A 21,329-nucleotide genomic window follows, 5' to 3' on the forward strand; every position below is an offset into this window, starting at 1 on the left:
ATCCTGATATCGGCAGGCAATGTCGACCCGCCAGAGGCATGCCCAACATCTCTGGGAGCCTCCACCATGTCCGGCCATCGACACGACCACGCCCACAGCCTTGCCGACGACCTGACCGTCATGACGGCGATGATGGAACGACGCCGCGCGCTCAAGTGGTTCGCCGGGGCGGGAACCGCCGCGCTGGTGGCCGGATGCGGCGGCAGCGAGGCGTCGACCGGCACGTCGAGCGCCGCCACCGCGACGACGACGACGACGACGACCGCGACGCCCACCCCTACGCCCACGCCGACGGCCACGACCACCGGCACGAGCGCCACCGCCTGCGTCGCCGACCCGGCCGAAACCGCCGGCCCCTATCCGGGCGACGGCACCAACAGCGCATCGGGATCGACGTCCAACATCCTGACCGTGGACGGCGTGGTGCGCCGCGACATCCGCGCGAGCTTCATCTCCTCCACGACGGTCGCGACCGGCGTGCAGCTCACGATCACGCTGACGCTGGTGAACGTGAACAGCAGCTGCGCACCGCTGGCGGGCTATGCCATCTATCTGTGGCATTGCGACCGGCAGGGCCGATACTCGCTCTACACCGCGGCGGCGGAGAGCTATCTGCGCGGTGTGCAGGTCAGCGATGCCAACGGGCAGGTCACCTTCACCACCATCTTTCCCGGCTGCTACGACGGTCGCTGGCCGCATATGCACTTCGAGGTGTTCTCCAGCCTCTCGAACGCGCTGAGCGGGCGCTATTCGATCCTGACCTCGCAGCTCGCCCTGCCCGCCGCGGTCTCCTCGGCGGTCTACGCCGACACCACCACCTACCCATCGAGCGCCAATGCGCTGGCGCGCGTCTCGCTGTCGAGCGACGGGGTCTTCGGCGACAACACCTCGGCCCAGGTCGCGCAGCAGACGCCGACGTTCAGCGGCAGCGTCGCGGCGGGCTATACCGCGGCGGCCATCATCGGCATCGCCCGCTGACGCCGCCGCCTGTCCCGCCACGAACGAGAACGACCGTGCCCGTCGACCCGATCGACATGACGGACGCGCTCCAGACGGTGCATCGGCTGGATCGCGAGCTCCGCCGCGTCCGTCGCTTCGCCACCATGCTGCACGACCGGCGGTCGATCGTCGATCTGACCGCGTACGAACGCGAGCTCGAAGCGCAGCTGGCGCGAACCGCGTCCGGCACCGACGTGCTGCACCGCGCGCTTCGGCCCGTCGTCGACGGTCGCGCCGCCGGGCGGCAGCCTCCCCACAGCGCCGCAGCGATCGGACGATCCGCCGCCTGACGGACGTGACACGCGCCCTGAACACGCTCTAGGGGCGGCGCCATGGCGAAATCACAGAGCAGCAGCGGCACCGTCCTGGTCGATGGCACCACCTATCACTGGCAGCTGGAGCGCGAGCCGCATCAGTCCGATGACGAGGGGTGGAAGGGCATGACGGTCTCCCTCATCGAGGACGATGCCCAGCGCGCGGCATGGGTGGAATTCCCGCCGCCCAAGCGGCTGCTGAAGGGCCTGCCGCGCGGCCGTCTGCCGCTCGACGATGCGACCATGACGCGCTGCGTGCGCGCCGCGCTGGCGGCCGGATGGGAACCGATGTCGCGCGGAAAGCCGGTGGTGTTCATGGTCGATTCCGACGGCAATTGAGCGGGACCGACGTGGCAGGATACGAGGCGCCGTGAACTATCGCCATTCATTCCACGCCGGCAACAGCGCCGACGTGGTCAAGCACAGCCTGCTGATCCGCCTGGTGCAGGCGTTGCAGCAGAAACCGGGCGCGCTGACCCTGATCGATACCCATGCCGGCTGCGGGCGTTACGATCTGGACGGCGACGATGCGCACCGCACCGGCGAGGCGATGCTGGGCGTGTGGCGCGTGTTCGACGACACCGACCCGCTGCTGGACGACTATCGCGCCGCGATCCGGGCCGTGAACGCCGGTCCCGCGCCGCGCATCTATCCCGGCTCCCCGCGGATCCTGTCGCAGCTTCTGCGCCCGCAGGATGCGCTGATCCTGAACGAGAAGCATCCCGAGGATGTCCGCACCCTGCGCGGCGTGATGCGCGACACCCCGGCCGCGGTGCATCAGCGCGACGCGTACGAATTGTGGCTGGCGATGGTGCCGCCGCGCACCGCGCGCGGCGTGGTGGTGGTCGACCCGCCCTATGAACAGACCGACGAGCGCGAACGGATCACCGCCACCCTCGCCGCCGCCCACCGCAAATGGGCGCACGGCGTGACGGTCGTCTGGTACCCGCTGAAGGACCGCGCCACGCATGCGCGGTGGAAGGAGCGACTGGGCCGGCTCGGCATCCCCAAGCTGCTGACGATCGAGCATTGGCTGTACGACGACGATCAGCCCGGCCAGTACAACGGTGCCGGGCTCTTCGTCGTCAATCCGACCTATGCCTTCACCCAGGCGCTGCCGCCGCTGCTGGCATCGCTGCGCGCGGTGCTCGCGCCCGAGGGGCATCGCGGCGAGCTGCTGGCGAACTGGCTGGGCGGCTGACCCGCAAGACGGGGGCGGGCAACGATCGTCGTCGCGGCGCCTCGTGCGGCTGGCGGTAGCGGCGGCGAAGCGCGTATGGAGGGGCATGACCACCGATCGACGCATATCCCGCCTCGTCATCCTGGGCGGCGGCACCGCGGGCTGGATGACCGCCGCCGCGCTGTCGCGCAGCCTGGGGCGAACGGTCGCGATCACGCTGCTGGAATCCGACGAGATCGGGACCGTGGGCGTCGGCGAGGCGACGATTCCGACCATCCACTGGTTCAACGAGCTGATCGGGCTGGATGAAGGCGAATTCCTGCGCGAGACGAAGGCGACGTTCAAGCTGGGGATCGAGTTCGTCGACTGGACGCACCCGGGTCATCGCTACTTCCACCCCTTCGGCCAATATGGCGCGCCGCTGCCCGGCGTCGCCTTCCACCATCGCTGGCTGAAGGCGCAGGCGGAGGGCAGCGACGTGCCGCTGTCCGCGCTGTCGCTCGCCGCGCAGCTGGCGGCGCAGGGGCGCTTCGCGAAGCCGGTGGGTGACGCGCGCTCGATCCTGTCGACGCTCGGCTACGCCTATCACTTCGACGCCGGGCTGTATGCGCGCTACCTGCGCCGCATCGCTGAGGCGAACGGCGTGGTCCGGGTCGAGGGGCGGCTGCGCGACGTCGAGCGGGACGGGGCGAGCGGCCACGTCGTCGCGCTGACGACGGAGCGCGGCGAGCGGCTGGACGGCGACCTGTTCGTCGACTGCTCGGGCTTCCGCGCGCTGCTGATCGACGGCGCGATGGGCGAGCGGCTGGAGGACTGGTCGCGCTGGCTGCCGTGCGACCGCGCCGTCGCGGTGCCGTGCGCGCGCGTCGCGGCGACGACGCCCTATACCCGCTCGACCGCGCGCGCCGCGGGCTGGCAGTGGCGCATCCCGCTCCAGCACCGCACCGGCAACGGCTATGTCTATTCCAGCGCGCATCTGAGCGAGGACGAGGCGACCGCGACGCTGCTCGCCCATCTGGACGGCGAGCCGCTCGCGGCGCCGCGCACCTTGCGCTTCACCGCCGGCACCCGGCGGCAGCCGTGGCGCGGCAACGTGGTCGCGATCGGGCTGTCGTCCGGGTTCCTCGAACCGCTGGAATCGACCAGCATCCACCTGATCCAGAGCGGCATCACGAAGCTGCTGACGCTCTTCCCCGACCGCGACATCGACCCCGCGCTGGCGGATCGGTTCAACCAGCTGTTCGGGCGCGACATGGACGGGATCAAGGATTTCCTGATCCTCCATTACCACGCCACCAGCGGACGCGACGATCCGCTGTGGCGGCATTGCCGCACGATGCCGCTGCCCGACACGCTGCTGGCGCGCGAGGAACAATATCGCCGCTCCGGCCGGCTGATCCTCGACGGCGACGAGCTGTTCCGCGAGGCGAGCTGGCTTGCGGTCCTCAACGGTCAGGGCATCACCGCGCGCGGCCACAACCCGCTCGCCGATGTGCTGGATGCCGATACCAACCGCGCGCAGGTGACGCAGATCGCACAGGTCATCGCGCGCGCCGCGCCGACGCTGCCGTTGCACGACGACGCGCTGGCGTCGCTGATCGGGGCGCCGATGATCGGCGCGGCGTGACGCCGCCCGACATCGTCGCGCGGCGCATCGGTGCGGAGGCGCAGCCGATCGCGATCGTCGACGGCTTCCACCCCGATCCGGCGGCGCTGCGTGCCGCGGCGCTGGTCGCGCGGTTCGAACCCGGGCGGCATCATTACCCGGGGCTACGCGCCGCGCTGCCGCCCGGTTACTTCGCCGCGGTGCGCCCCGCGCTGACCGCAGTGCTGGCCGGCGTGTTCGACCAGCGCGGCGGGGTGTCGCTGCTCGACGCCAGCTTCTCGATCGTCACCACGCCCCCGGCGCGATTGAGCGTGACGCAGCGGCTGCCGCATGTCGACGCCACCGATCCGCGCCGCATCGCGCTGGTCCATTATCTGGGCGCAGGCGACGGCACCGCCTTCTTCCGCCACCGCGCGACCGGGTTCGAAACCGTCGATCGGGGACGCGCCGCCGGCTATCTGGACATGCTCAACGCCGAATTGCGCCGCGACGGTGCGCCCCCCGCCGCCTATGTCGCCGATTCGACGCCGCTGTTCGAGCGCACCGCCCTCGTCGAGGCGCGCCCCAACCGCGCGGTCATCTATCGCAGCGCCCTCCTCCACAGCGGCGCGATCCAGCCCGACGCGGTGTTGAGCCCCGATCCGGCGGACGGGCGGCTGACGATCACGGCCTTCCTGTCGCTGACGTGACGCCCCGCCCCGCCGTCACTTCGGCGGCTGCACCGCGAGATACACCGTGCTCCACAATTGCGCGGCATTCGATTCGTCGACGTCCTGCTTGCCCGCGCCGAACGCGACCACCCGGTAGCGCCCGCCCTCATAGGCCCAGGACCACAGTTCGGAGCTCTGCGTCGCGCGCGTCGCCTGGATCGCGCGCCACAGCGTCGCCTGCGCGCGCGTCAGCACCGCGCGCGTCGACGCCGGCAGGTCGCGCCGCGCCAGCTGCCGCTCCAGCCCGGCGGCGAACAGCGCCTGCTGCCACGACCACACCACCGCGCCGTGATAGGCAGCGGGGGTGAAGCGGCCCTGCGCGGTCGCATCCGCCTGCGCCGCATTGGCGACCAGCATGCCGATGTCGGTCATCAGCCCCGCCGGGAACGGCCGCATCGCCGCGGTGACATAGGTTTCCAGCTCCGCGGGCGACGGATCGGCGAACATCAGCGCGAACCCCTCGTCCGAATTGACGATCGGCACCGCCTTCCCCCGCTCGTCGAGCGACAGCGCATGGAAGGTGAGCGGCGCGTTCCCGAGCGACGCGAGCGCCGGTTCCGCGGGGATGTTCAGCGCGCGCGCATAGTCGCGCACCCCGCGCGCTCGCCTGCGCGGCGGGGATGTCGACGCGGAACAACGCCGGCGCGCGCTCCCGCCACACCGCCGCCGTCGCCGCCGCCTGCGTCAGCGCGGCGCGGTCCTGCGGCGTCAGATAGGCGTCGAGCAGCCCCGCGCGCAGCATCCGCGCCGCCGCGTCGAGCGCCGCCGGCACGAACACGGCATTGACGTCATAGGCATAGCGCCCGCGCCCCAGCCCCTCCTCGCTGTCGCGCCACTGGCCGGTCAGGCGACCGGGCTTCAGCGCGATCAGCCGCTCGACCGCGGGCCCCTGCGCGAACGGCCGCGCGGTCGAGAGGACGTAGCGCAGGTTGCGCACCAGCGCCCTGCCGGCGGGCTCGACCGTGCCGGGCACGCCCTCGCTGCGCATCGGGCGCGCCAGGAAACGGCGCGCCGCGGCGCGGTCGGCATGGTCGAGCAGATAGGCGGCGGCGACCGGCGCCAGCATATAGTCGTCGTCGACCATCGCATAATCGAGCACCGCGGCATCGCCGCTGCCGCCGTGCTGACGCCGGTCGACCACCGCGAACTCGCCGATGCCCTCCTCGTGCGCGACGTCGCCGCGCGCGTCGAGCCGCGCGAGCACCGATCCCAGCCCCGCCTCGACCGCGCCCGGCTGCAACACCGGCATCAGCAGCCGCACCGACATCAGCGTGTCGCGCCCGAAATAGGTCTGGAACCGCCACGACCCCGCCAGGAACTTCTCGCGGTAGCTGAGGAAATGCAGCGCCTCGCGCGCCACGGGGTCGTTCGCGGCGCGCATATTCAACAGATCGCGCGTCGCCAGCCCGGTCAGCGGCGTCTCGCCCGTCGCCGCGGTGATGCGCAGCCGGATACGTCCGTCGCGGCCGGCGCGGATGGTGGTGCCCGCGACGCTGCCGTCCAGCACCTCCATCCTCAGGAAATAGCCCGGCGCACCGTCCAGCCGGCGGCGATAGGCGGTGATGGCGTTGCCCGCGGCGGTCGCCGTCGCCTCCACCTCGGCCGGGATGCGCCCGACCGACTGGTAATCGCGCAGGAAGCGGATCGAGGACAGCACCGTCTTCGCCAGCGTCAGCCGCGGCGTGTCGATGCTCGCCTCGGTCACGATGCCGTGGAGCGTGCGCGCGCCCTCCGGCTCGCGCATCGTGACGGCGCGCGGCGCCTGCTCCAGCCGCCACGTCGCGGGGCGGTCGAGGCGCGCGAACCACTGCCCGGCGCCGCTATTGCCCGCCGGGAACGCGACCAGGATGCGCGGATCGTTGCCGTTGCGCAGCAGCAGGTGCGCCGCGACCGCGCCGTCGCGCACGAAGGCGTTGATATTCTGCCCCTCGGTCACCTGGTACGCGAGCTCCGGCGCGCGCGCGGGCGCACCCCGCTGCGCTATCGCCACCCCGGTCGCCGCCACCAGCGCCACGCCCAGCATCATCCGCGCCACGTGCCTCATCCCCGCCGTCTCCCTCAACGCAGTCCGTTCAACGAACGGGGGCGCCGCCACCGTTCCCGGTCGCGACGCCCCCCGCCCTCATCCTAGTCGATCCGCTCAGAAGCGGAAGGTCACCGATCCGCCATAGGTCGGGCCGACGATACCGCGGGCATAGAAGAAGCCGTCGGTGATTGCCTGCGTCTGCCCCTGGCGCGGATTGCCCTCGGTCAGGCCGACGACGTTGAAGATGTTCTCCGCGTTGAAGCTGACCTGCAATTGCGGCGTCAGGTTCAGGTTCACGCCCGCGCTGGTCACGCCGTAGCTGGGCAGCGCCACGCCGTTGCCGGCATCGGCGAAGATCCGGCCGATGCGCTTGTAGCGGCCGAAGATCTCGCCCAGCCCGTTCGGCAGCTGGATCGCCGGGGTGACGGTCCACAGCTGCGCCGGGGTACGCTCCGGACGATTGCCCTCGAACCCGGCCTGGTTGGCGCCGTCGATCTGCAGGTTGACGAGCTTGGGATCCTGGAACACGCCCTGGAAATCGACCGAGAAGAACGGCACCGGCCGCACCAGCACGTCGATCTCGATACCCTTGGTCCGCAGGTCGGCGTTGATGTTCTGCTGCTGCGTCGGGTTCAGCGGGTTGGCGAAATTGTAGCTCTGATTGTCGAAGTTGGTCCGGAACGCCGTGACCGAGCCGCTGATGATGCGCGCATACTGATAGCGCACGCCCGCTTCGTACAGCTTGATCGTGGTGATCGGGTCGATGTTGTTGGTCTGGAAGCCATCGGCGTAGCGGGCATAGACCGACAGGCTGGGGGTGATGAGGTAGTTGGCACCGACCGTCCACGCGATCCGGTCCTGCTTCAGCCGTCCGTCCGCGCCCGTGCGCTGCGCGTTGGCGGGTGCGTACACGCCGTTGAAGGTCGAGCCCACGTCGCGGATCACGCCGCCCTGCGATGCGGGCACGGGCTGGTTCACCGCCGCACCCTGACCATCGAACGCGGTGGCGGTGTCCTGCTCCCAGCGGATGCCGCCGTCGATGCGCAGGTCGCCGAACGCGATCTCGTCGTTGGCGTAGAGCGAGATCGTCTCGTCCTTGCGCTGGCGGATGCCGACGCCCCAGTCGCCGTAGGACACCAGGCCGCTGTCGGTCAGCGAACCGATGACCCCGTTCGCGCCGTTGAGCGCGACGATGTCGTAGATGTCGCTGTTGTTGCGCACGTCGTTGACGACGCTGGCGGTGGCCGACTGGTTCTGGTCGCGCTTCACGTTGTAGTACATCGCGCCCACGGTCAGCGAGTTCTTGATCGAACCCGATTCGAACTCCCAGCGGCCGCCCGCGTTGATGCCCAGGTCCTGCCCGTCGACGCGGTCGTGGTTCAGCGTGGTGCGCTGGAGGAAGCCGTTGCCGTTCAGCCCGTTCAGCACGTCGGTCTGGTTCGAGCCGATGACCTGGCCGGTGCGGATGTTGCGGATGCCGAAGCGCACCGCGGTCGGGAAGGCGGCCCGGCCCAGCGTCAGCACGTTGTTGATCGGCGAGGCATCGCCCGGGGTCAGGTAGGTGACCGCGCTGGCGAGGCCCGCGTTGCCGGTGCCCGAGCCGGGGAACAGGCCGTTGAAGTCGTAGAAATAGTCGATGTAGCGACCGTGCGCGAACAGCGAGACCGATTCCGACAGCGGCAGGTCGAGGTCGAGACGGACCTGATTGTAGAACGAGCGGATGCCGTCACGGTAGCGGAACGGGCGATAGCCGTCCGGCGACACGAAGGTCGACACCGGCACGTTGATCGAGCTGAACGCGTCGCCGCCGATATTGTCGCGCTGGATGTCGAAGCCGGTGATGCTGGTCGGCCTGCCGTTCTCGAAGCGATAGGGCGCCGACGCGTAATAGGCCGTCTCCATGTCGCCGCGGCGACCCGACAGCGTGATCGATCCGCCCGACGGGAAGCGATACTCCAGCGACCCCTTGATCCGGTAGCCGGCATAGTCGAACGGGTTGCGGCGCACGCCGGGGCTGCTCTGCACGTAGCCGCCGAAGTTGAACGCCAGATTCTCGGCAAGCGGTGCCGAATAATAGAAATCGGCGCGCTTCAGGCCGTAGTTCATGCCGGTCAGGCGCACCGCGCCCTCGAACTCCCGGAAGTTCGGGCGCTTGGAGATGAAGTTGATCGTCGCGCCCGCGCCGTTGACGGTCAGCACGCCCGACGAGCCGCCCTTGACCGCTTCCAGCCGGTCGATCGTCAGATCCTGCTGGAAGAAGAAGTCGGCACCGCCGCCGCCGTAGAGGATCGGCATGCCGTCCTCCTCGAGCTGGACGAAGCGCTGCCCGCCGCCCTGGAGGCCGCGGACCGAATAGTTGTTAGACGCCTCACCCGCGGTCGCCTCGACGAAGATGCCGGGGACCAGCTCGAGCATGTCCGCGGTCGAGCGCGGCGCGCGGCGGTCGATATCCTCGCGCGTGGCGTAGGTGATGTCGGCGGAGGAGGTGATGAGCGGACGGTCGCGCGAGGTCTGGCCGGTGACGACGATGACGTCCTGCGACTCGTCGGTCTGCGCCGACGGCGCGCTCTGCCCGGCCTGTGCGTCGCTGGAGACGGTCTGCGCGGTGGCCATCGTCGGCAGCAGCGCCGCCCCGGTCAGCAGCAGCGCGCGCGCGCTGAAGCGGTGGACGATCGACATGGTTCTCTCCCTGTAACCCCACGTCCCCTTCCGGGACGGTATGGCGCGCCGCTAGACCAGCGACGATGGTTATCGCAATATGCTATTCGGAGGATGCGTGCAGATGGGTAGTCAGGTGTGACCGACGCGCAACATGCGTTACGGCGACGCGACGTTCTGCGCGCGGCCGCCATGGTCGCCGCGGGTGTGGCATTTGCGCCGCCGGCCGACGCCGCCGCGCGGATCGAGACGCTGATCGCCGCGATGACGCTGGAGGAAAAGGCGGGGCAGCTCAGCTGCTTCAACGACGAGATCCGCCCCGTCGGCGCGGTGTTCAACCCGGTCGTCGCGGCGCGCGGTGCGGCGGCGATGCTCGACGACATCCGCGCCGGGCGCGTCGGCATGCTCTTCAACGGCTATGGCGTGGCCGGCGCGCGCCGCGCGCAGGAGGCGGCGCTGGAAAGCCGGCTGCGCATCCCGCTGGTCTTCGCCGCGGACGTGATCCACGGCTGTCGCACGATATTTCCGATTCCGCTCGCGGAGGCGGCCGCGTTCGACCCGGCGCTGTCGGAGCGCGCGGCGCGCGCGGTGGCGCGCGAAACGGCGGCGGGGGGCATCCACTGGACCTTCGCGCCGATGGTCGATGTCGCGCGCGATCAGCGCTGGGGCCGCGTGGCGGAGGGGGCGGGCGAGGACGTGCTGCTGGGGTCCCGCCTCGCCGCCGCGCGGGTGCGCGGGTTTCAGGGCGGCGACCTGCGCCGTGCCGATGCGGTGCTCGCGACGCCGAAGCATTTCGTCGGTTACGGCGCGGTGCGCGGCGGCATGGAATATGCCGCGGTCGACATGAGCGACGCGGAACTGCGCGAGACGCACCTGCCGCCCTTCGCCGCGGCGTTCGCGGCGGGCGCCGGGGCGACCATCGCATCGTTCACCGATTTCAACGGCATCCCCGTGACCGCCAATCGCCACCTGCTGACCGACGTGCTGCGCGGCGAGCTGGCGTTCGCGGGCGTGTGCGTGTCCGATTACGACGCCGATCGCGAGCTGATCGCGCACGGCGTCGCGGCGGACGAGCCGGACGCCGCGCGGCGCGCGATCCTGGCCGGCATCGACATGTCGATGCAGAGCGGGCTGTACGTCCGCCACCTGCCCGCACTGGTACGCGCCGGGCACGTCGCGGTGGAGGCGGTCGACCAGGCGGTGCGGCGCGTCCTGGCGCTGAAGGAAGCGCTGGGGCTGTTCGACGATCCGTTCCGGTCGCTCGACGCCGGGGTCGAGACGCGCGCCACCGCCACGCCCGCGATCAAGGCGCTCGCCCGCGAGGTCGCGACGCGGTCGATCGTGCTGCTGCGCAACGACGGCGAGCTGCTGCCGCTGCCGCGCGCGGGGCGCAGGATCGCGCTGATCGGCCCGTTCGGCGCCGACACCGCCAACCTGAATGGCCCGTGGTCCTTCGCGGGCGATCCGCGGGCGGGCGTCGATCTCGCGACCGGGCTGCGCGCGGCGATGGCGGACGCCGGGGGTGACGCCGGCGCGCTGACGGTCGAGGCGGGTTGCGCGGTCGATGCCGACCTGCCCGGCGGCGTGGAGCGCGCGGTCGCCGCCGCGCACCGTGCCGACGTCGTCCTGCTCGCGATCGGCGAGGGGGGCGACATGTCGGGCGAGGGCAACAGCCGCGTCTCGATCACCGTGCCCGCGGCGCAACAGCGGCTCGCCGAGGCGGTCGCCGCGACGGGCAAGCCGGTCGTGGTCCTGCTGCGCCACGGCCGCGCGCTGGCGCTGGAGGGTGCGGTGCGCGACGCGCCCGCGCTGCTCGCCACCTGGTTCCTGGGCGAGCAGACCGGCCATGCCGTCGCGGACGTGCTGTTCGGGCGGGTCGAGCCGACCGGGCGCCTGCCGGTCAGCTTTCCCTTTGCCACGGGTCAGCAGCCGTGGTCGTACGATCGCCGCGCCACCGGCCGCCCCGCGCCCGCCGATTCGCCGATGGCACCGGGGCGCAGCCACTGGCGCGACGCACCGGACGCGGCGCTCTATCCGTTCGGATCGGGGCTCGGCTACACGCGCTTCCGGCTCACCGACCTGAACGTGCCCGCGCGGATCGCCATCGGCGCGGCGGTTCCGGTCGCGGTGCGCGTCACCAACGTCGGCGCGCGCCGCGGCACGACGCTGGTGCGCGCCGACATCCACGACCGCGTCGCCAGCCGGACGCAGCCGGTGCGCCGGATGAAGGCGTTCCGGCATGTCACGCTCGATCCCGGAGCGAGCAGCATCGTGACGCTGCCGATCATGGCGCGCGACCTGACCATCATCACCGCGCGGGGCGACCGGGCCGTCGAACCGGGCATGTTCGACGTCATCGTCGCGCTCGGCGATCAGGCTCCGCTGGTGGCCAGCTTCGAGGCCGTCGCGAGGGGAAGCGCCGGCACCGGCTGATCCCCTTCGATACGGAAAACGAGACGCGCGCCGGGCCGCCCGTCGCGGGCCATCTGCGCCATCATGTCGCGTCGGGAGAACGACGGGCCGCCCGCCGTGCTACGGGGGCGGCGATGACAGCGCGGCGAATCTCATCTGGCCCCGGAAGGCGACGCCCCCGGCGGGATACCGCGGCCGAGCGATGGCTGCTGCTGATCTTCGTCGTGGCCGCCGTCGCCATCGTCGCGAGCCTTTTGGAGAAGGAGCCCGCCACGCCGGGCCGCCAGCGGCCGCCAGCGATGACGATGGCGCAGGCCCGCGCCTCCAACGCCGGGGTGCCGATCGCCGCCGGCGCGCGCGTCAGCGCGGCACCTTTCCGCTTTCGCGGCGGGCCGGCGGAGCGCGCGCAGGCGGTCGATTGCCTCGCCACCGCCGCTCTCTACGAAGTCGGCGACGATCCGCGCGGCCAGCGCGCGGTGATCCAGGTCGTGCTGAACCGCGTGCGTGCGCCGGGCTTCCCGCGCACGATCTGCGGCGTCGTCTATCAGGGCTTCGAGCGAACGACGGGTTGCCAGTTCTCGTTCACCTGCGACGGGTCGATCAGGCGCCGCACCCGCCATGTCGGCTGGTCCGCCGCGCGACGCAGGGCGAGAGCGGCGCTGGCCGGGCGCGTCTTCGCCGGGGTGGGCCGCGCCACGCACTATCACGCCGACTGGATGGTGCCGTACTGGCGCGACACGATGACCAAGGTGGCGAAGGTCGACACCCACCTCTTCTACGTGCGCCGGTGAACGCCGCGCCCGCGGCCCCCGCCCGTTCGGGTCAGTTCAGGACGAGCGACAGCTCGGCGGCGCGAACGCGGTTCCGGCCGGCCAGCTTCGCACCGTACAGCGCGCGATCGGCCCGGTGGATCAGCGCCTCGGCGGTGTCGCCCCGCGCCGCGACCGACACGCCGATGCTGATCGTCACGGCCGGCTCGTCCCGATCCTGCGTGGAGGCCTCGACCGCGCGACGTACCCGCTCGGCGACGGCCATCGCGGCATCGACGCCGGAGACGTGCAGGATCGCCAGGAACTCCTCGCCACCGAAGCGGCCGGCCCGGTGGGTCGTGCCGAGCGCCTCCGCGATCGCATCGCCGACGCGTCGCAGCACCCGGTCGCCGGATTGATGGCCGTAGCTGTCGTTGACCGCCTTGAAATGGTCGACGTCGAGCAGCGCCACCGCGACCGGCCCGCGCGCCAGGGCCCGGTCGAGCAGCGTCAGGATGCAGCGGCGGCTGGCCAGCCCGGTCAGCTCGTCGGTGTCCGCCACCGCCACCGCCAGCGTCGCCGTGCGCGCCGCATCCTCATGCGCGAGGCGCAGTTGCCGGACCAGCACGTCGCGCTTCGCCAGCAACGATGCCAGCGGCAGCGCGGACATCAGGAGGGCCAGCAGGTAGAATTGCAGGAACAGCAGCGCCGACGTCGTCAGATGGATCGACGTGATCGGACCGAAGCCCTGTGCGGTCATGACCGAGGCGATGCCGGCCACGATCACGACCCCCGCCGCCGCGCCGAAGGGACCCAGCCGGTACGTCACCGCGATCTGCGCCAGCATGGGCACGAACAGGATCGGGTACGCCGACTGGCCGAACACCAGCAGGCTGGCCAGCGCCATCATCCCCAGCAGCGCGGCGATTTCCCCCGGCAACCGATCGATGCGCACGCGGTCGACCCGCCGCGTCAGCGTCCAGCCCGTCAGGATCAGCGGCGTGACGATCATCATGCCGAGCGACACCGTCACGAACCACGACAGGAAGAAGTCGATGTCGTCCGCGCGCGAGATGAACGTCGCGAGCGTCGCGCTGCACAGGGCCCCGCCCATCGTGGCGAGCGCCAGGCGCCCGACCTGCCGCGGCGCGGTCATGTCGGGGGGCGCGTCGCCGTGCCAGCGGCGGCACAGCGCGACCACGATGGCGCCCTCGATAATGTTGGCCGCGGTGAAGGCCAGCGCATTCGCCGGGCCGACCCCCGCCAGCAGGTTCGCCGCGATGCTCCCCGCGGCCGCCGCCAGCAGGTGCCCCGCGGCGTCGCGCGGCCGGACGATCAGCAGCGCGGCGACCAGGATACCGCTGGCCGGCCAGATCGTCCCGAAGCCCCTGTCGTTGAGGGTCAGCAGCATCGAGCCCAGCGCCGCCACGAAATAGGCCAGCCCGGTCGCGATCATGCCGACGCGACTCGAACGCCGCGCGATCACCTCGTCGTTCGCCCCTTCTCCCCGCATAGCGCCCTCTAGCCTGCTCGCGGCGCGGGCGGAATAGGGCACGTTGCGCGATCCTGGAACACCTCTTCGTGCCGGCTACGGGTCGGGCCGGCTACGGGTCGGTCGAGAGCGCCACGGCGTCGGGATCAAATACCTGGCGCGCTGCGTCCGCCATGCCGCGGGGCTGCGGCGAAGTGCGCGGCGACACGCGGCGCCCGCATAGGCGATCATCCCGCGGCATTTGTGGCGCAGGCGGAAGCGATAGAAGCGCGCGATCCCGCGGTGTACCGTCACCGGATCGCGCACGTCGCAGACGAGGTCCTTCACGTCCTTCCACAGAAACGTCGCGACGCGCCGGTCGCGGAAGATATGCTTGGCATAGAGCGCGCCGTCGCCGAAGCTGTAGCCGGCGAGAAGCGATATTTCCTCCTCCGGCGCGCGGCGTCCGTGGAAATGCCGCACGGTGAAGCGGGGATCGTAGCGCACCGGGATGCCGCGGCGCATCGCGCGGAACAGGAAATCGGTATCCTCCGCCGCGACGAAGGGTGCGCCCGCACCGAAGCGTTCGTCGAAATCGCCGACGCGCGCCGGCACCGCGGCGCTCATCGCGAGGTTCGCGCCCATGACGAACCCGCCGGGAAAGGTCGAAGGAGCGGCGATCATCGGGTGATCCTCGGTCTTCAGCGTGACCGGCAGGTCGCGCGGGTCGCCCGGCAGGATGCGCCCGCCGATGACCGCCGGGCCGCGCTGCTCCGCGAAACAGGCCGTGAGCGCCGTGAAATAGTCGCGCTCGACGCGGCAATCGTCGTCGGTCAGGGCGATGATCGCGCCGCGCGCCGCCGCCAGCGCCCGGTTGCGCGCCCGCGCCAGGCCGGGGCGCGGCTCGTGCAGCAGCACGACCGGCGCCGGCCGATCCCGCCGCCACCGCTCGACGAGGGCGACGGTGTCGTCGTCGGAGCCGTTGTCGACGATGACGATCTCGATCGTCAGGCCCGCCGCGGCGGCCAGCGCATCGGACAGCGAATCCAGCAGATGCGTCAGCGCGGCGCGGCGGTTGCGCGTGCAGACCAGCAGGCTGACGTCGATCGCCACGGTCATCGCGGGAGCGCGGGGGCTGCGTCGGGCCGCCGCTCCAGCAGCGGCGATCCGCCGGTCCAGGCGTCGATATACGCGCCGACCTTGCCGTAGCGATTGTCCAGAACCGCATGCGGGATCCCCAGCAGCAGCGAGAGGATGTGGCCGTGCAGCCGGTCGGTCACGACACGCTCGCCGCGCGCGAGCAGGCGCAGCCCTCGCTGCAGCCGCGCGCCGGCCTGCCGCTGGCGCGCGGCGGCGTCGCGGCCGGGCGGGGGCGCTTCGTCATCCGCGAGCCAGTCGACGATGGTCGCATGTGCCGGCACCGCATCGGCATGCGGGCGGCGCTCGCCATCGCTGCGCATCAGCGCGAGCAGCGGCACGCCCGCCGCCGCGGGGCGCCGCTGCGCGCCGAGCGCGAAGGCGGAGTCGGGAGCCAGCCGTGCCCGCTCCCCCACCCACGCCTTCGCGATGTCCAGGCTGGGCCGGTCGCGCACGTAGAGCGTGAAATCGGGGTGGCGCGCGGCGTGCTCGGCGAAGCGGTGCGATGCCGCCGGTTCGTCGAAGTGGATCGACTGCGGCAGTTGCACGACGGGATAGTCGCGCAGCGCCGCGACGATCCCGTCGCGAAACCGCTGGTGATGCGGCCAGATGTCGCCGAGATTGCCGCCGCCGTGGAGGAACACCACGCCGTCCGGGCAGGCGGCGCGAAAGGCGGCGTCGTCGAAATCGTGCCAGCACGACGTGTAACAGGGATCGCGCCCGGTGATCCGGCGCAGCATCGCGGTCTCGCCCAGCCAGATCGCGCTGTCCCCGACATTGGCGTGGTCGGGGAAGTCGAGCAGCGCATAGCGGCTGCCCGCGGCGACGTGCGTGCGGTACAGGCGGTCGAGCATCCCCTGCTGCCCGGCGACGACATCGCTCATGCCGCCAGCGACGCCGCATCGCCCCGGACGTCGCGGTAGAGCGCCTCGCATCGGTCGAGCCAGCGGTCGTGCGTGAAGAGCCGCTCGACGCGGTCCCGCGCGGTACGGCGCGGTATGGCCAGCGCCGCCCGCATCGCCGCCGCCAGCGCGGGCACGTCGCCCGCCGTTGCGAAGACGCCCGCCTCGCCGATCACTTCGCGCGCGGCCCCCCTGTCGAAGGCGGCGACCGGCAGGCCGCACGCCATCGCCTCCGCCGCGACCAGGCCGAAGGGCTCGTCCCAGCACGGCGTGAAGACGAACAGCGCGGCGCGCGCGAGTTCGGCGGCCAGCGCATCGCCGTCCAGATGGCCGCCATAGACGATGCCGCCGCCCAGCAGCGGCGCCACCGCGTCCCGCCAGTAATCGGGGTCCTCGATCGCGCCGAACAGCGTCAGCGCCAGCCCCGCGCGCCGCGCCGCCGCCGCGGCGAGATGCGGCCCCTTGTTGGGCGTGATGCGGCCGCACCACACCGCCGTGCCGTCGCCGCCGGCGCCGAAGGGCCAGTGCGCGAGGTCGATGCCGTTGTGCAGGACGGACGCCTCGCGCGGGGCGCCGTCCGGCCACCACGCCGCGAGCTGGCGCGACGACGTGACGGTCAGACGGTGCCGCGGCGACGGGCTTTGCGCGACGAACCAGTGCAGCGCGTCATAGGGCGGGACGTGGAGCGAGGTGACGGTCGGCGTCGCGGCGGTCCGGCGCTGTTCCAGCGGGAAGCGGTGGAGGCTGTTGTTGTGGACGACGTCGAACCCGCCGCGCGCGATCCGGTCGCACGCATCGGCATAGCCCGCGTCGAGATGCGCGATCAGCGGCGCGGTGCCGCGGTGCTCGGCCCAGGGGAAGGTCCGCTCGTAATGCTCCGCCAGCACCGGATCGATCGCGAAGCGCGGGTCGCTGTCGCCCGACGCGAACAGGACGACGTCGTGGCCGCGCGCCTGCAACCCGGCGGCGAGGTGCCAGCCATGCGCCTCCATCCCGCCGGCGAAGGGCTGCGCGATACGCTGGCGGACATGGGCGAGGATCGCGATCCTCATGCCGCGACGACGGCGTCCCGGCGACCGGCGCCGCCGTGCGGCCGCGCCGCCGCCTCCAGCTGGCGGATCACGCTGGCGGAATTGGCGTAGGGCTGGTGGCTCTGCTGTCCGGTCAGCGCCAGATCGTCCGCGTCGGGGCGGCGCAGGATGCGGATCGGCCGCCCCGCGGTGTCGTCGATCAGCCCCATCAGCCGGAACGCATGCAGCCAGTGGCCCATGGTGCGATAGCCCCATTTGGCCTCGAACAGCTGCGCGTTGCGCACCACGCTGTCGATGTGGTGGACCGGCGGCATGTGATGCGGGTGATATTGGTGATAGGCGAGACCGCCCTTGATCCACGCGATCGGCACGCCGGCCTGGTCCAGCATCTTGCCGAAGTCGGTATCCTCGCCGCCATAGCCGCAATAGCGCTCGTCGAAGCCGCCCAGCCTCAGGAAGGTGGCGCGGCGCATCGCGAAGTTGAGCGACCAGAAGCAGCGATAGTCCGCGCAGATCTCGCGCCCCTGCGGCGGCGGTCCGCGGCGATCCGAATGGCGGACCGCGACGGCGGCGAAGCGATCATAGCCCCACGCCTGCGTCGCGCCGCCGGGCAGGTACATGACCTCGCCCATCAGCAGCCCGTCGAACCCGGCCATCAGCCCCGCGTAATCCGCGACGAGGGCCGGGGCGGGGATGCAATCCATGTCGAGGAAGACCAGCAGCTCGCCCTGCGCCAGCCGCGCCGCGGCGTTGCGCGCCGCCGCCAGCGGCAGGGCATCGTGCGCGATCCGGATCTGGCGGACGGGAAACGGCGCGTCGGGCAGGACGTACTCCTCGTCCTGCATCACCGCCACGATCAGCTCGACCGGCAGGCAGGTCTGGCCGGCGAGGCCGCGGACGACGTTGACGAGATGATCGGGGCGCCCCCTGGCCAGGGTCACGACGGAAACGGAGGTCATAGCGAGCGCGGCTCCACGGGAGTTGGAAGGTCGGCGGCGGCGTCCAGCGGGGCGCCGAGCCGGACGGCGAGCAGTTCGAGCCACGCCGCGGCGCGATCCGCCGGTGCGTCGTCGATCATCGCGCGCTGGCGATCGGGGCGATGACCCGACAGCGCCTCGTCCAGCGCATCGGTCCAGGCGTGCGCGGACGAGGGCAGGTGCGGCCGGGCGCAGGCGACGCCCGCGGCGGCCAGCGCCTCCGCCTTGCGGTGCTGCTCGTCGAAATAGCGCCATTCGGGCACCGCCAGCCACGGTCGCCCCGCGGCCAGGATCTGCTGGCACGTGGTGTTGCCGGTGGACGCGATGACGAGGTCCGCCGCGGCGATATGGTCCGCCGCATCGTCGACCCAGCCGCGATGCTCGATATTCGCCGGCTCGGTCGCATGCCAGTCGTGCCGGACCTTGCCGATCGTGATCCAGCGCGCACCCGGGCGCGCACGGGCGCCGACGCCCAGCGGCGCCTGCGCGAACCCCTCCCCGCCGCCGCCCGAGACGACGAGGATCAGTTCCTCGTCCGGCGCGACGCCGATCCGCTGCCGCGCGACCTCGCGCTCGGGCAGGCGGATGTTGACCCCCAGCCCGCCCGCGAAGCAGGTCCGGGCGCGGAACGACGCGCTCCATTCGGGTTGCGCGAGCGCGGCATGGAACGGCGCGATCAGGCCGGCCGCGCCGTCATAGGCCGCCTGATGCCCCGGATCGCCACGATCGCCGTGCTGCACCACCTTGACATGCGGCACCGAGCAGATCCGCGCGAGTTGCGCGATCTCGGCCGATACGTCGCAGATCAGCAGCGCGGGGTCGGCCCGGTCGAACCACCCGCTCAGCATCGCCATCGCGCGGCGGATACCCGGCCAGCCGAGCGGCGCGCAATGCAACGTCACCGGCGTCGCGACCCAGTCGAGCGCGGCGGTCTCCTGCCCCGTCGGCTCGAACAGCGAGGGCAGCCGGACCAGCTCGACATGGGCGGGCAATGGCGGAAAGATATCGTCGCGCGCGCAGAAGATCGTCACCGGGCGCGACGGCGGCAGCGCATGCGCGATGGCGGCGCATCGCTCGGCATGGCCGCGCCCCTGATGGTGGACGAAATAGCCGAACGGGCGGGTCACGCGGCGATCGCCACGCCGCGCGTGTCGGCCGCGTCCGTCGCGGCGAGCCCCAGCATCGCCAGACCGTCGACGACCCCGGCGGCATGATGCCGACGCGCCCGGAACAGTCCGGGGCGCGGCGCCAGGTGGGCGAGTTCGTCGCTCGCATTGCCGACCAGGATCGCGTGGCCGCAGGCGGCCAGCATGTCCTCGTCATTGCCGCTGTCGCCCGAGGCGACCGCATCGGCCAGCGTCCATCCGTGCCGCGCGGCAAAGGCGGCGATGGCCGCCGCCTTGCCCGCGCCGGGCGCCAGCACGTCGATCAGGCGGCCGTGCGAGAAGACGACCCGCGCCGGCAACCCCGCCGCCGCCAGCGCGCGACGGATGCGGTCGGCCGCGCCGGCGTCGCCGAAGAAGCTGATCTTGTGACGCCGGGCGGTCGCGGCGGGCTGCGGCGCCAGGTCGAGCGTGGCCAGCACCGCCGCGACCCCCGCGCGGTCCCACCCGCGGTCGAGCGCGCGGGCATAATCCTCATCCTCGCGCCACCCGCCCGCACCGTCGGGCAGGGTCAGCGTGGTGCCGACGTCGGTGATGAACGCATCGGGCATCGGCAAATGCCAGCGGCGCAGGATCAGCCGCGCGGCGTCGATGCCGCGCCCCGTGGCGACGATGAACGGCAAGGTCGACTGCCGCCGCCAATCGGCGAAGGCGGCGGCGCCCTCCCGACACCCGGTCAGCGTGTTGTCGATATCGCTGACGAGGAATCGCGGCGTCGCGGCCGCGGCGTAGAGCGCGACGGAGGCGGCGGCATAGCGATGCCAGCAATAGCCGCGCGCGCCGAGGCGCCCGGCACGGCCGAGCCGCTCCTGTCGTGCGGGGTCCGACACGATCGAGAAGGCCGCCTCCGCGATGGCGCGCTCGTCCCGCGGGTCGACCAGAAGGCCGTGGCCGATCGTCTCGACGATGTCCGACGCGCCGCCGTGGCGCGTCGCCACGACCGGCACGCCCGCCGCCGCGGCCTCGATCAGCGTCAGGCCGAACGGCTCGTGCAGCGCGGGATTGACGAAGACGCCGCCCGCCGATGCCCGGGCGTAGAGCGCGGCGACATCCAGGGCGTCGTGGCGCGGCGGCAGCGCGACGCGCCCCTTCAGCGCCGGCGTCGCGGCCAGCGCGGTCAGTTCGGCCAGCACCGCGGCTTCCTCCGCCCCGGCAAAGGCGTGCTGCCCGGCGAGGATGACCAGATTGGCGGCGTCGCGCAGCCCGTCATGCGCCGCATAGGCGCGCACGAGCGCGGCCAGGTTCTTCTTCGCGACCGGGCGCGCCACCGCCAGGATCACCGGACGCTTCGGATGATCGAGCCATGTCGACAGGCGATCCGCCAGCGTCGGCCCGGTCGGGATCAGGTCGCGGCGCGGAACGCCGGGCGGGACGACGTGGACGCGCCGCCCCAGCGGCACGGCATAGCCGCCCAGCTGCCGCTCCGCCTCGTCGCGCGTCGACACGACGATCGCCGCGGCACCCGCGATCGCGGCATGTTCGCCCTCGATCCGCGCGTCCAGGCCGGCACAGGTCATGCCCTGGCCACGCTTGTCGATGCCCAGCGCATGGGGCGTGAACACGAACGGGATGCCGTATCGCCGCTGCACGACCGCGGCGATGGCGGCGGCATCGGCGAAATGCGCGTGGATGACGTCCGGACGGCGCGGCAGACCGGCGAGATATTCGCAGAAGGCATCGGCGAAGGCCGGCATTTCGTCCGCCAGCGCTTCCTTTTCGAGATAGTCGGGGCTGGTGGTCGCGACCCGGCGGATGTCCAGACCGGGCGCGACGTTCTCGTGCGCGCGCGCATACGCGTCACCCAGATGCGGCGCTTCGAACAGGCGGGTGACGACCGTCACCTGATCGACGCCCGGCAGCGCCGCCTGATGCGCCGCCGCCTCCAGCACGTAGGAGATGTGGCCGCCGGTGTCGGCCGTGATGCCGAACGATACCGGCGGACCCTTGAGGCAGCCGCCCAAAGCCACGTGCACGATGAACAAGCGCCAACCCCC

Annotated in this window: 18 protein-coding genes; 8 read left to right on the plus strand and 10 right to left on the minus strand. The window is 71.9% G+C overall.

Annotated elements, in window-relative coordinates; all coding sequences use genetic code 11:
- Window positions 1-66: 66 nt before the first annotated feature.
- From PGN23_RS00095 to PGN23_RS00120, 6 genes are all read left to right on the plus strand, one after another.
- Entirely contained in the window at window positions 67-978 is a 912-nt protein-coding gene (locus PGN23_RS00095) for an intradiol ring-cleavage dioxygenase (protein WP_335300752.1), read from the plus strand.
- Window positions 979-1,013: 35 nt separating this feature from the next.
- Window positions 1,014-1,289 (plus strand): hypothetical protein, encoded by a 276-nt coding sequence (locus tag PGN23_RS00100; protein WP_335300753.1) that lies wholly within the window; start codon window positions 1,014-1,016, stop codon window positions 1,287-1,289.
- A 42-nt stretch (window positions 1,290-1,331) separates the two neighbouring features.
- Complete coding sequence (locus PGN23_RS00105; RefSeq protein WP_335300754.1) at window positions 1,332-1,652, plus strand: hypothetical protein; 321 nt, start codon at window positions 1,332-1,334, stop codon at window positions 1,650-1,652.
- A gap of 31 nt (window positions 1,653-1,683) precedes the next feature.
- Window positions 1,684-2,514, plus strand: a complete 831-nt coding sequence (locus tag PGN23_RS00110; RefSeq protein ID WP_335300755.1) for a 23S rRNA (adenine(2030)-N(6))-methyltransferase RlmJ — start codon at window positions 1,684-1,686, stop codon at window positions 2,512-2,514.
- 85 nt (window positions 2,515-2,599) lie between these two features.
- Window positions 2,600-4,120 (plus strand): tryptophan halogenase family protein, encoded by a 1,521-nt coding sequence (locus PGN23_RS00115; protein WP_335300756.1) that lies wholly within the window; start codon window positions 2,600-2,602, stop codon window positions 4,118-4,120.
- Window positions 4,117-4,788, plus strand: a complete 672-nt coding sequence (locus PGN23_RS00120; protein ID WP_335300757.1) for a DUF6445 family protein — start codon at window positions 4,117-4,119, stop codon at window positions 4,786-4,788. The genes PGN23_RS00115 and PGN23_RS00120 overlap by 4 nt, the downstream gene beginning before the upstream one ends.
- Before the next feature lie 15 nt (window positions 4,789-4,803).
- Here the strand turns inward: PGN23_RS00120 and PGN23_RS00125 are convergent, their stop codons facing one another.
- From PGN23_RS00125 to PGN23_RS00135, 3 genes are all read right to left on the minus strand, one after another.
- Window positions 4,804-5,004: a hypothetical protein gene (locus tag PGN23_RS00125; protein WP_335300758.1), complete on the minus strand. Its 201-nt coding sequence runs from the start codon at window positions 5,002-5,004 to the stop codon at window positions 4,804-4,806.
- The gene (locus PGN23_RS00130) at window positions 4,916-6,853 is read right to left on the minus strand and encodes a hypothetical protein (protein WP_335300759.1); all 1,938 of its coding nucleotides are present in this window, start codon (window positions 6,851-6,853) and stop codon (window positions 4,916-4,918) included. The genes PGN23_RS00125 and PGN23_RS00130 overlap by 89 nt, the downstream gene beginning before the upstream one ends.
- 96 nt (window positions 6,854-6,949) lie before the next feature.
- On the minus strand, window positions 6,950-9,514 hold the full coding sequence (locus tag PGN23_RS00135) for a TonB-dependent siderophore receptor (RefSeq protein WP_335300760.1): 2,565 nt from the start codon (window positions 9,512-9,514) through the stop codon (window positions 6,950-6,952).
- Between the two features lie 171 nt (window positions 9,515-9,685).
- Here PGN23_RS00135 and PGN23_RS00140 point away from each other — a divergent pair, with 171 nt between their 5' ends.
- On the plus strand, window positions 9,686-11,926 hold the full coding sequence (locus PGN23_RS00140) for a glycoside hydrolase family 3 N-terminal domain-containing protein (RefSeq protein ID WP_443019732.1): 2,241 nt from the start codon (window positions 9,686-9,688) through the stop codon (window positions 11,924-11,926).
- A 203-nt stretch (window positions 11,927-12,129) separates the two neighbouring features.
- Window positions 12,130-12,696, plus strand: coding sequence for a cell wall hydrolase (locus PGN23_RS00145; RefSeq protein WP_335300762.1), 567 nt, complete (start codon window positions 12,130-12,132; stop codon window positions 12,694-12,696).
- Window positions 12,697-12,727: 31 nt separating this feature from the next.
- On the opposite strand, the gene PGN23_RS00150 is transcribed toward PGN23_RS00145, so the two are convergent.
- From PGN23_RS00150 to PGN23_RS00180, 7 genes are all read right to left on the minus strand, one after another.
- Complete coding sequence (locus tag PGN23_RS00150; RefSeq protein WP_335300763.1) at window positions 12,728-14,167, minus strand: GGDEF domain-containing protein; 1,440 nt, start codon at window positions 14,165-14,167, stop codon at window positions 12,728-12,730.
- 75 nt (window positions 14,168-14,242) lie between these two features.
- Window positions 14,243-15,244 carry a glycosyltransferase family 2 protein gene (locus PGN23_RS00155; RefSeq protein WP_335300764.1) on the minus strand — a complete coding sequence of 334 codons (1,002 nt, stop codon included), beginning with the start codon at window positions 15,242-15,244 and terminating at the stop codon, window positions 14,243-14,245.
- The gene (locus tag PGN23_RS00160) at window positions 15,241-16,146 is read right to left on the minus strand and encodes a polysaccharide pyruvyl transferase family protein (RefSeq protein ID WP_335300765.1); all 906 of its coding nucleotides are present in this window, start codon (window positions 16,144-16,146) and stop codon (window positions 15,241-15,243) included. The genes PGN23_RS00155 and PGN23_RS00160 overlap by 4 nt, the downstream gene beginning before the upstream one ends.
- Entirely contained in the window at window positions 16,143-17,216 is a 1,074-nt protein-coding gene (locus PGN23_RS00165) for a glycosyltransferase (protein WP_335300766.1), read from the minus strand. The genes PGN23_RS00160 and PGN23_RS00165 overlap by 4 nt, the downstream gene beginning before the upstream one ends.
- Entirely contained in the window at window positions 17,213-18,154 is a 942-nt protein-coding gene (locus tag PGN23_RS00170; RefSeq protein ID WP_335300767.1) for a galactosyltransferase-related protein, read from the minus strand. The genes PGN23_RS00165 and PGN23_RS00170 overlap by 4 nt, the downstream gene beginning before the upstream one ends.
- Entirely contained in the window at window positions 18,151-19,299 is a 1,149-nt protein-coding gene (locus PGN23_RS00175) for a glycosyltransferase (RefSeq protein WP_335300768.1), read from the minus strand. The genes PGN23_RS00170 and PGN23_RS00175 overlap by 4 nt, the downstream gene beginning before the upstream one ends.
- Window positions 19,296-21,308 carry an HAD-IIB family hydrolase gene (locus tag PGN23_RS00180; protein WP_335302038.1) on the minus strand — a complete coding sequence of 671 codons (2,013 nt, stop codon included), beginning with the start codon at window positions 21,306-21,308 and terminating at the stop codon, window positions 19,296-19,298. The genes PGN23_RS00175 and PGN23_RS00180 overlap by 4 nt, the downstream gene beginning before the upstream one ends.
- Window positions 21,309-21,329 lie beyond the last annotated feature (21 nt).

The sequence above is a fragment of the Sphingomonas adhaesiva genome, assembly GCF_036946125.1.
Lineage (GTDB): Bacteria > Pseudomonadota > Alphaproteobacteria > Sphingomonadales > Sphingomonadaceae > Sphingomonas > Sphingomonas adhaesiva_A.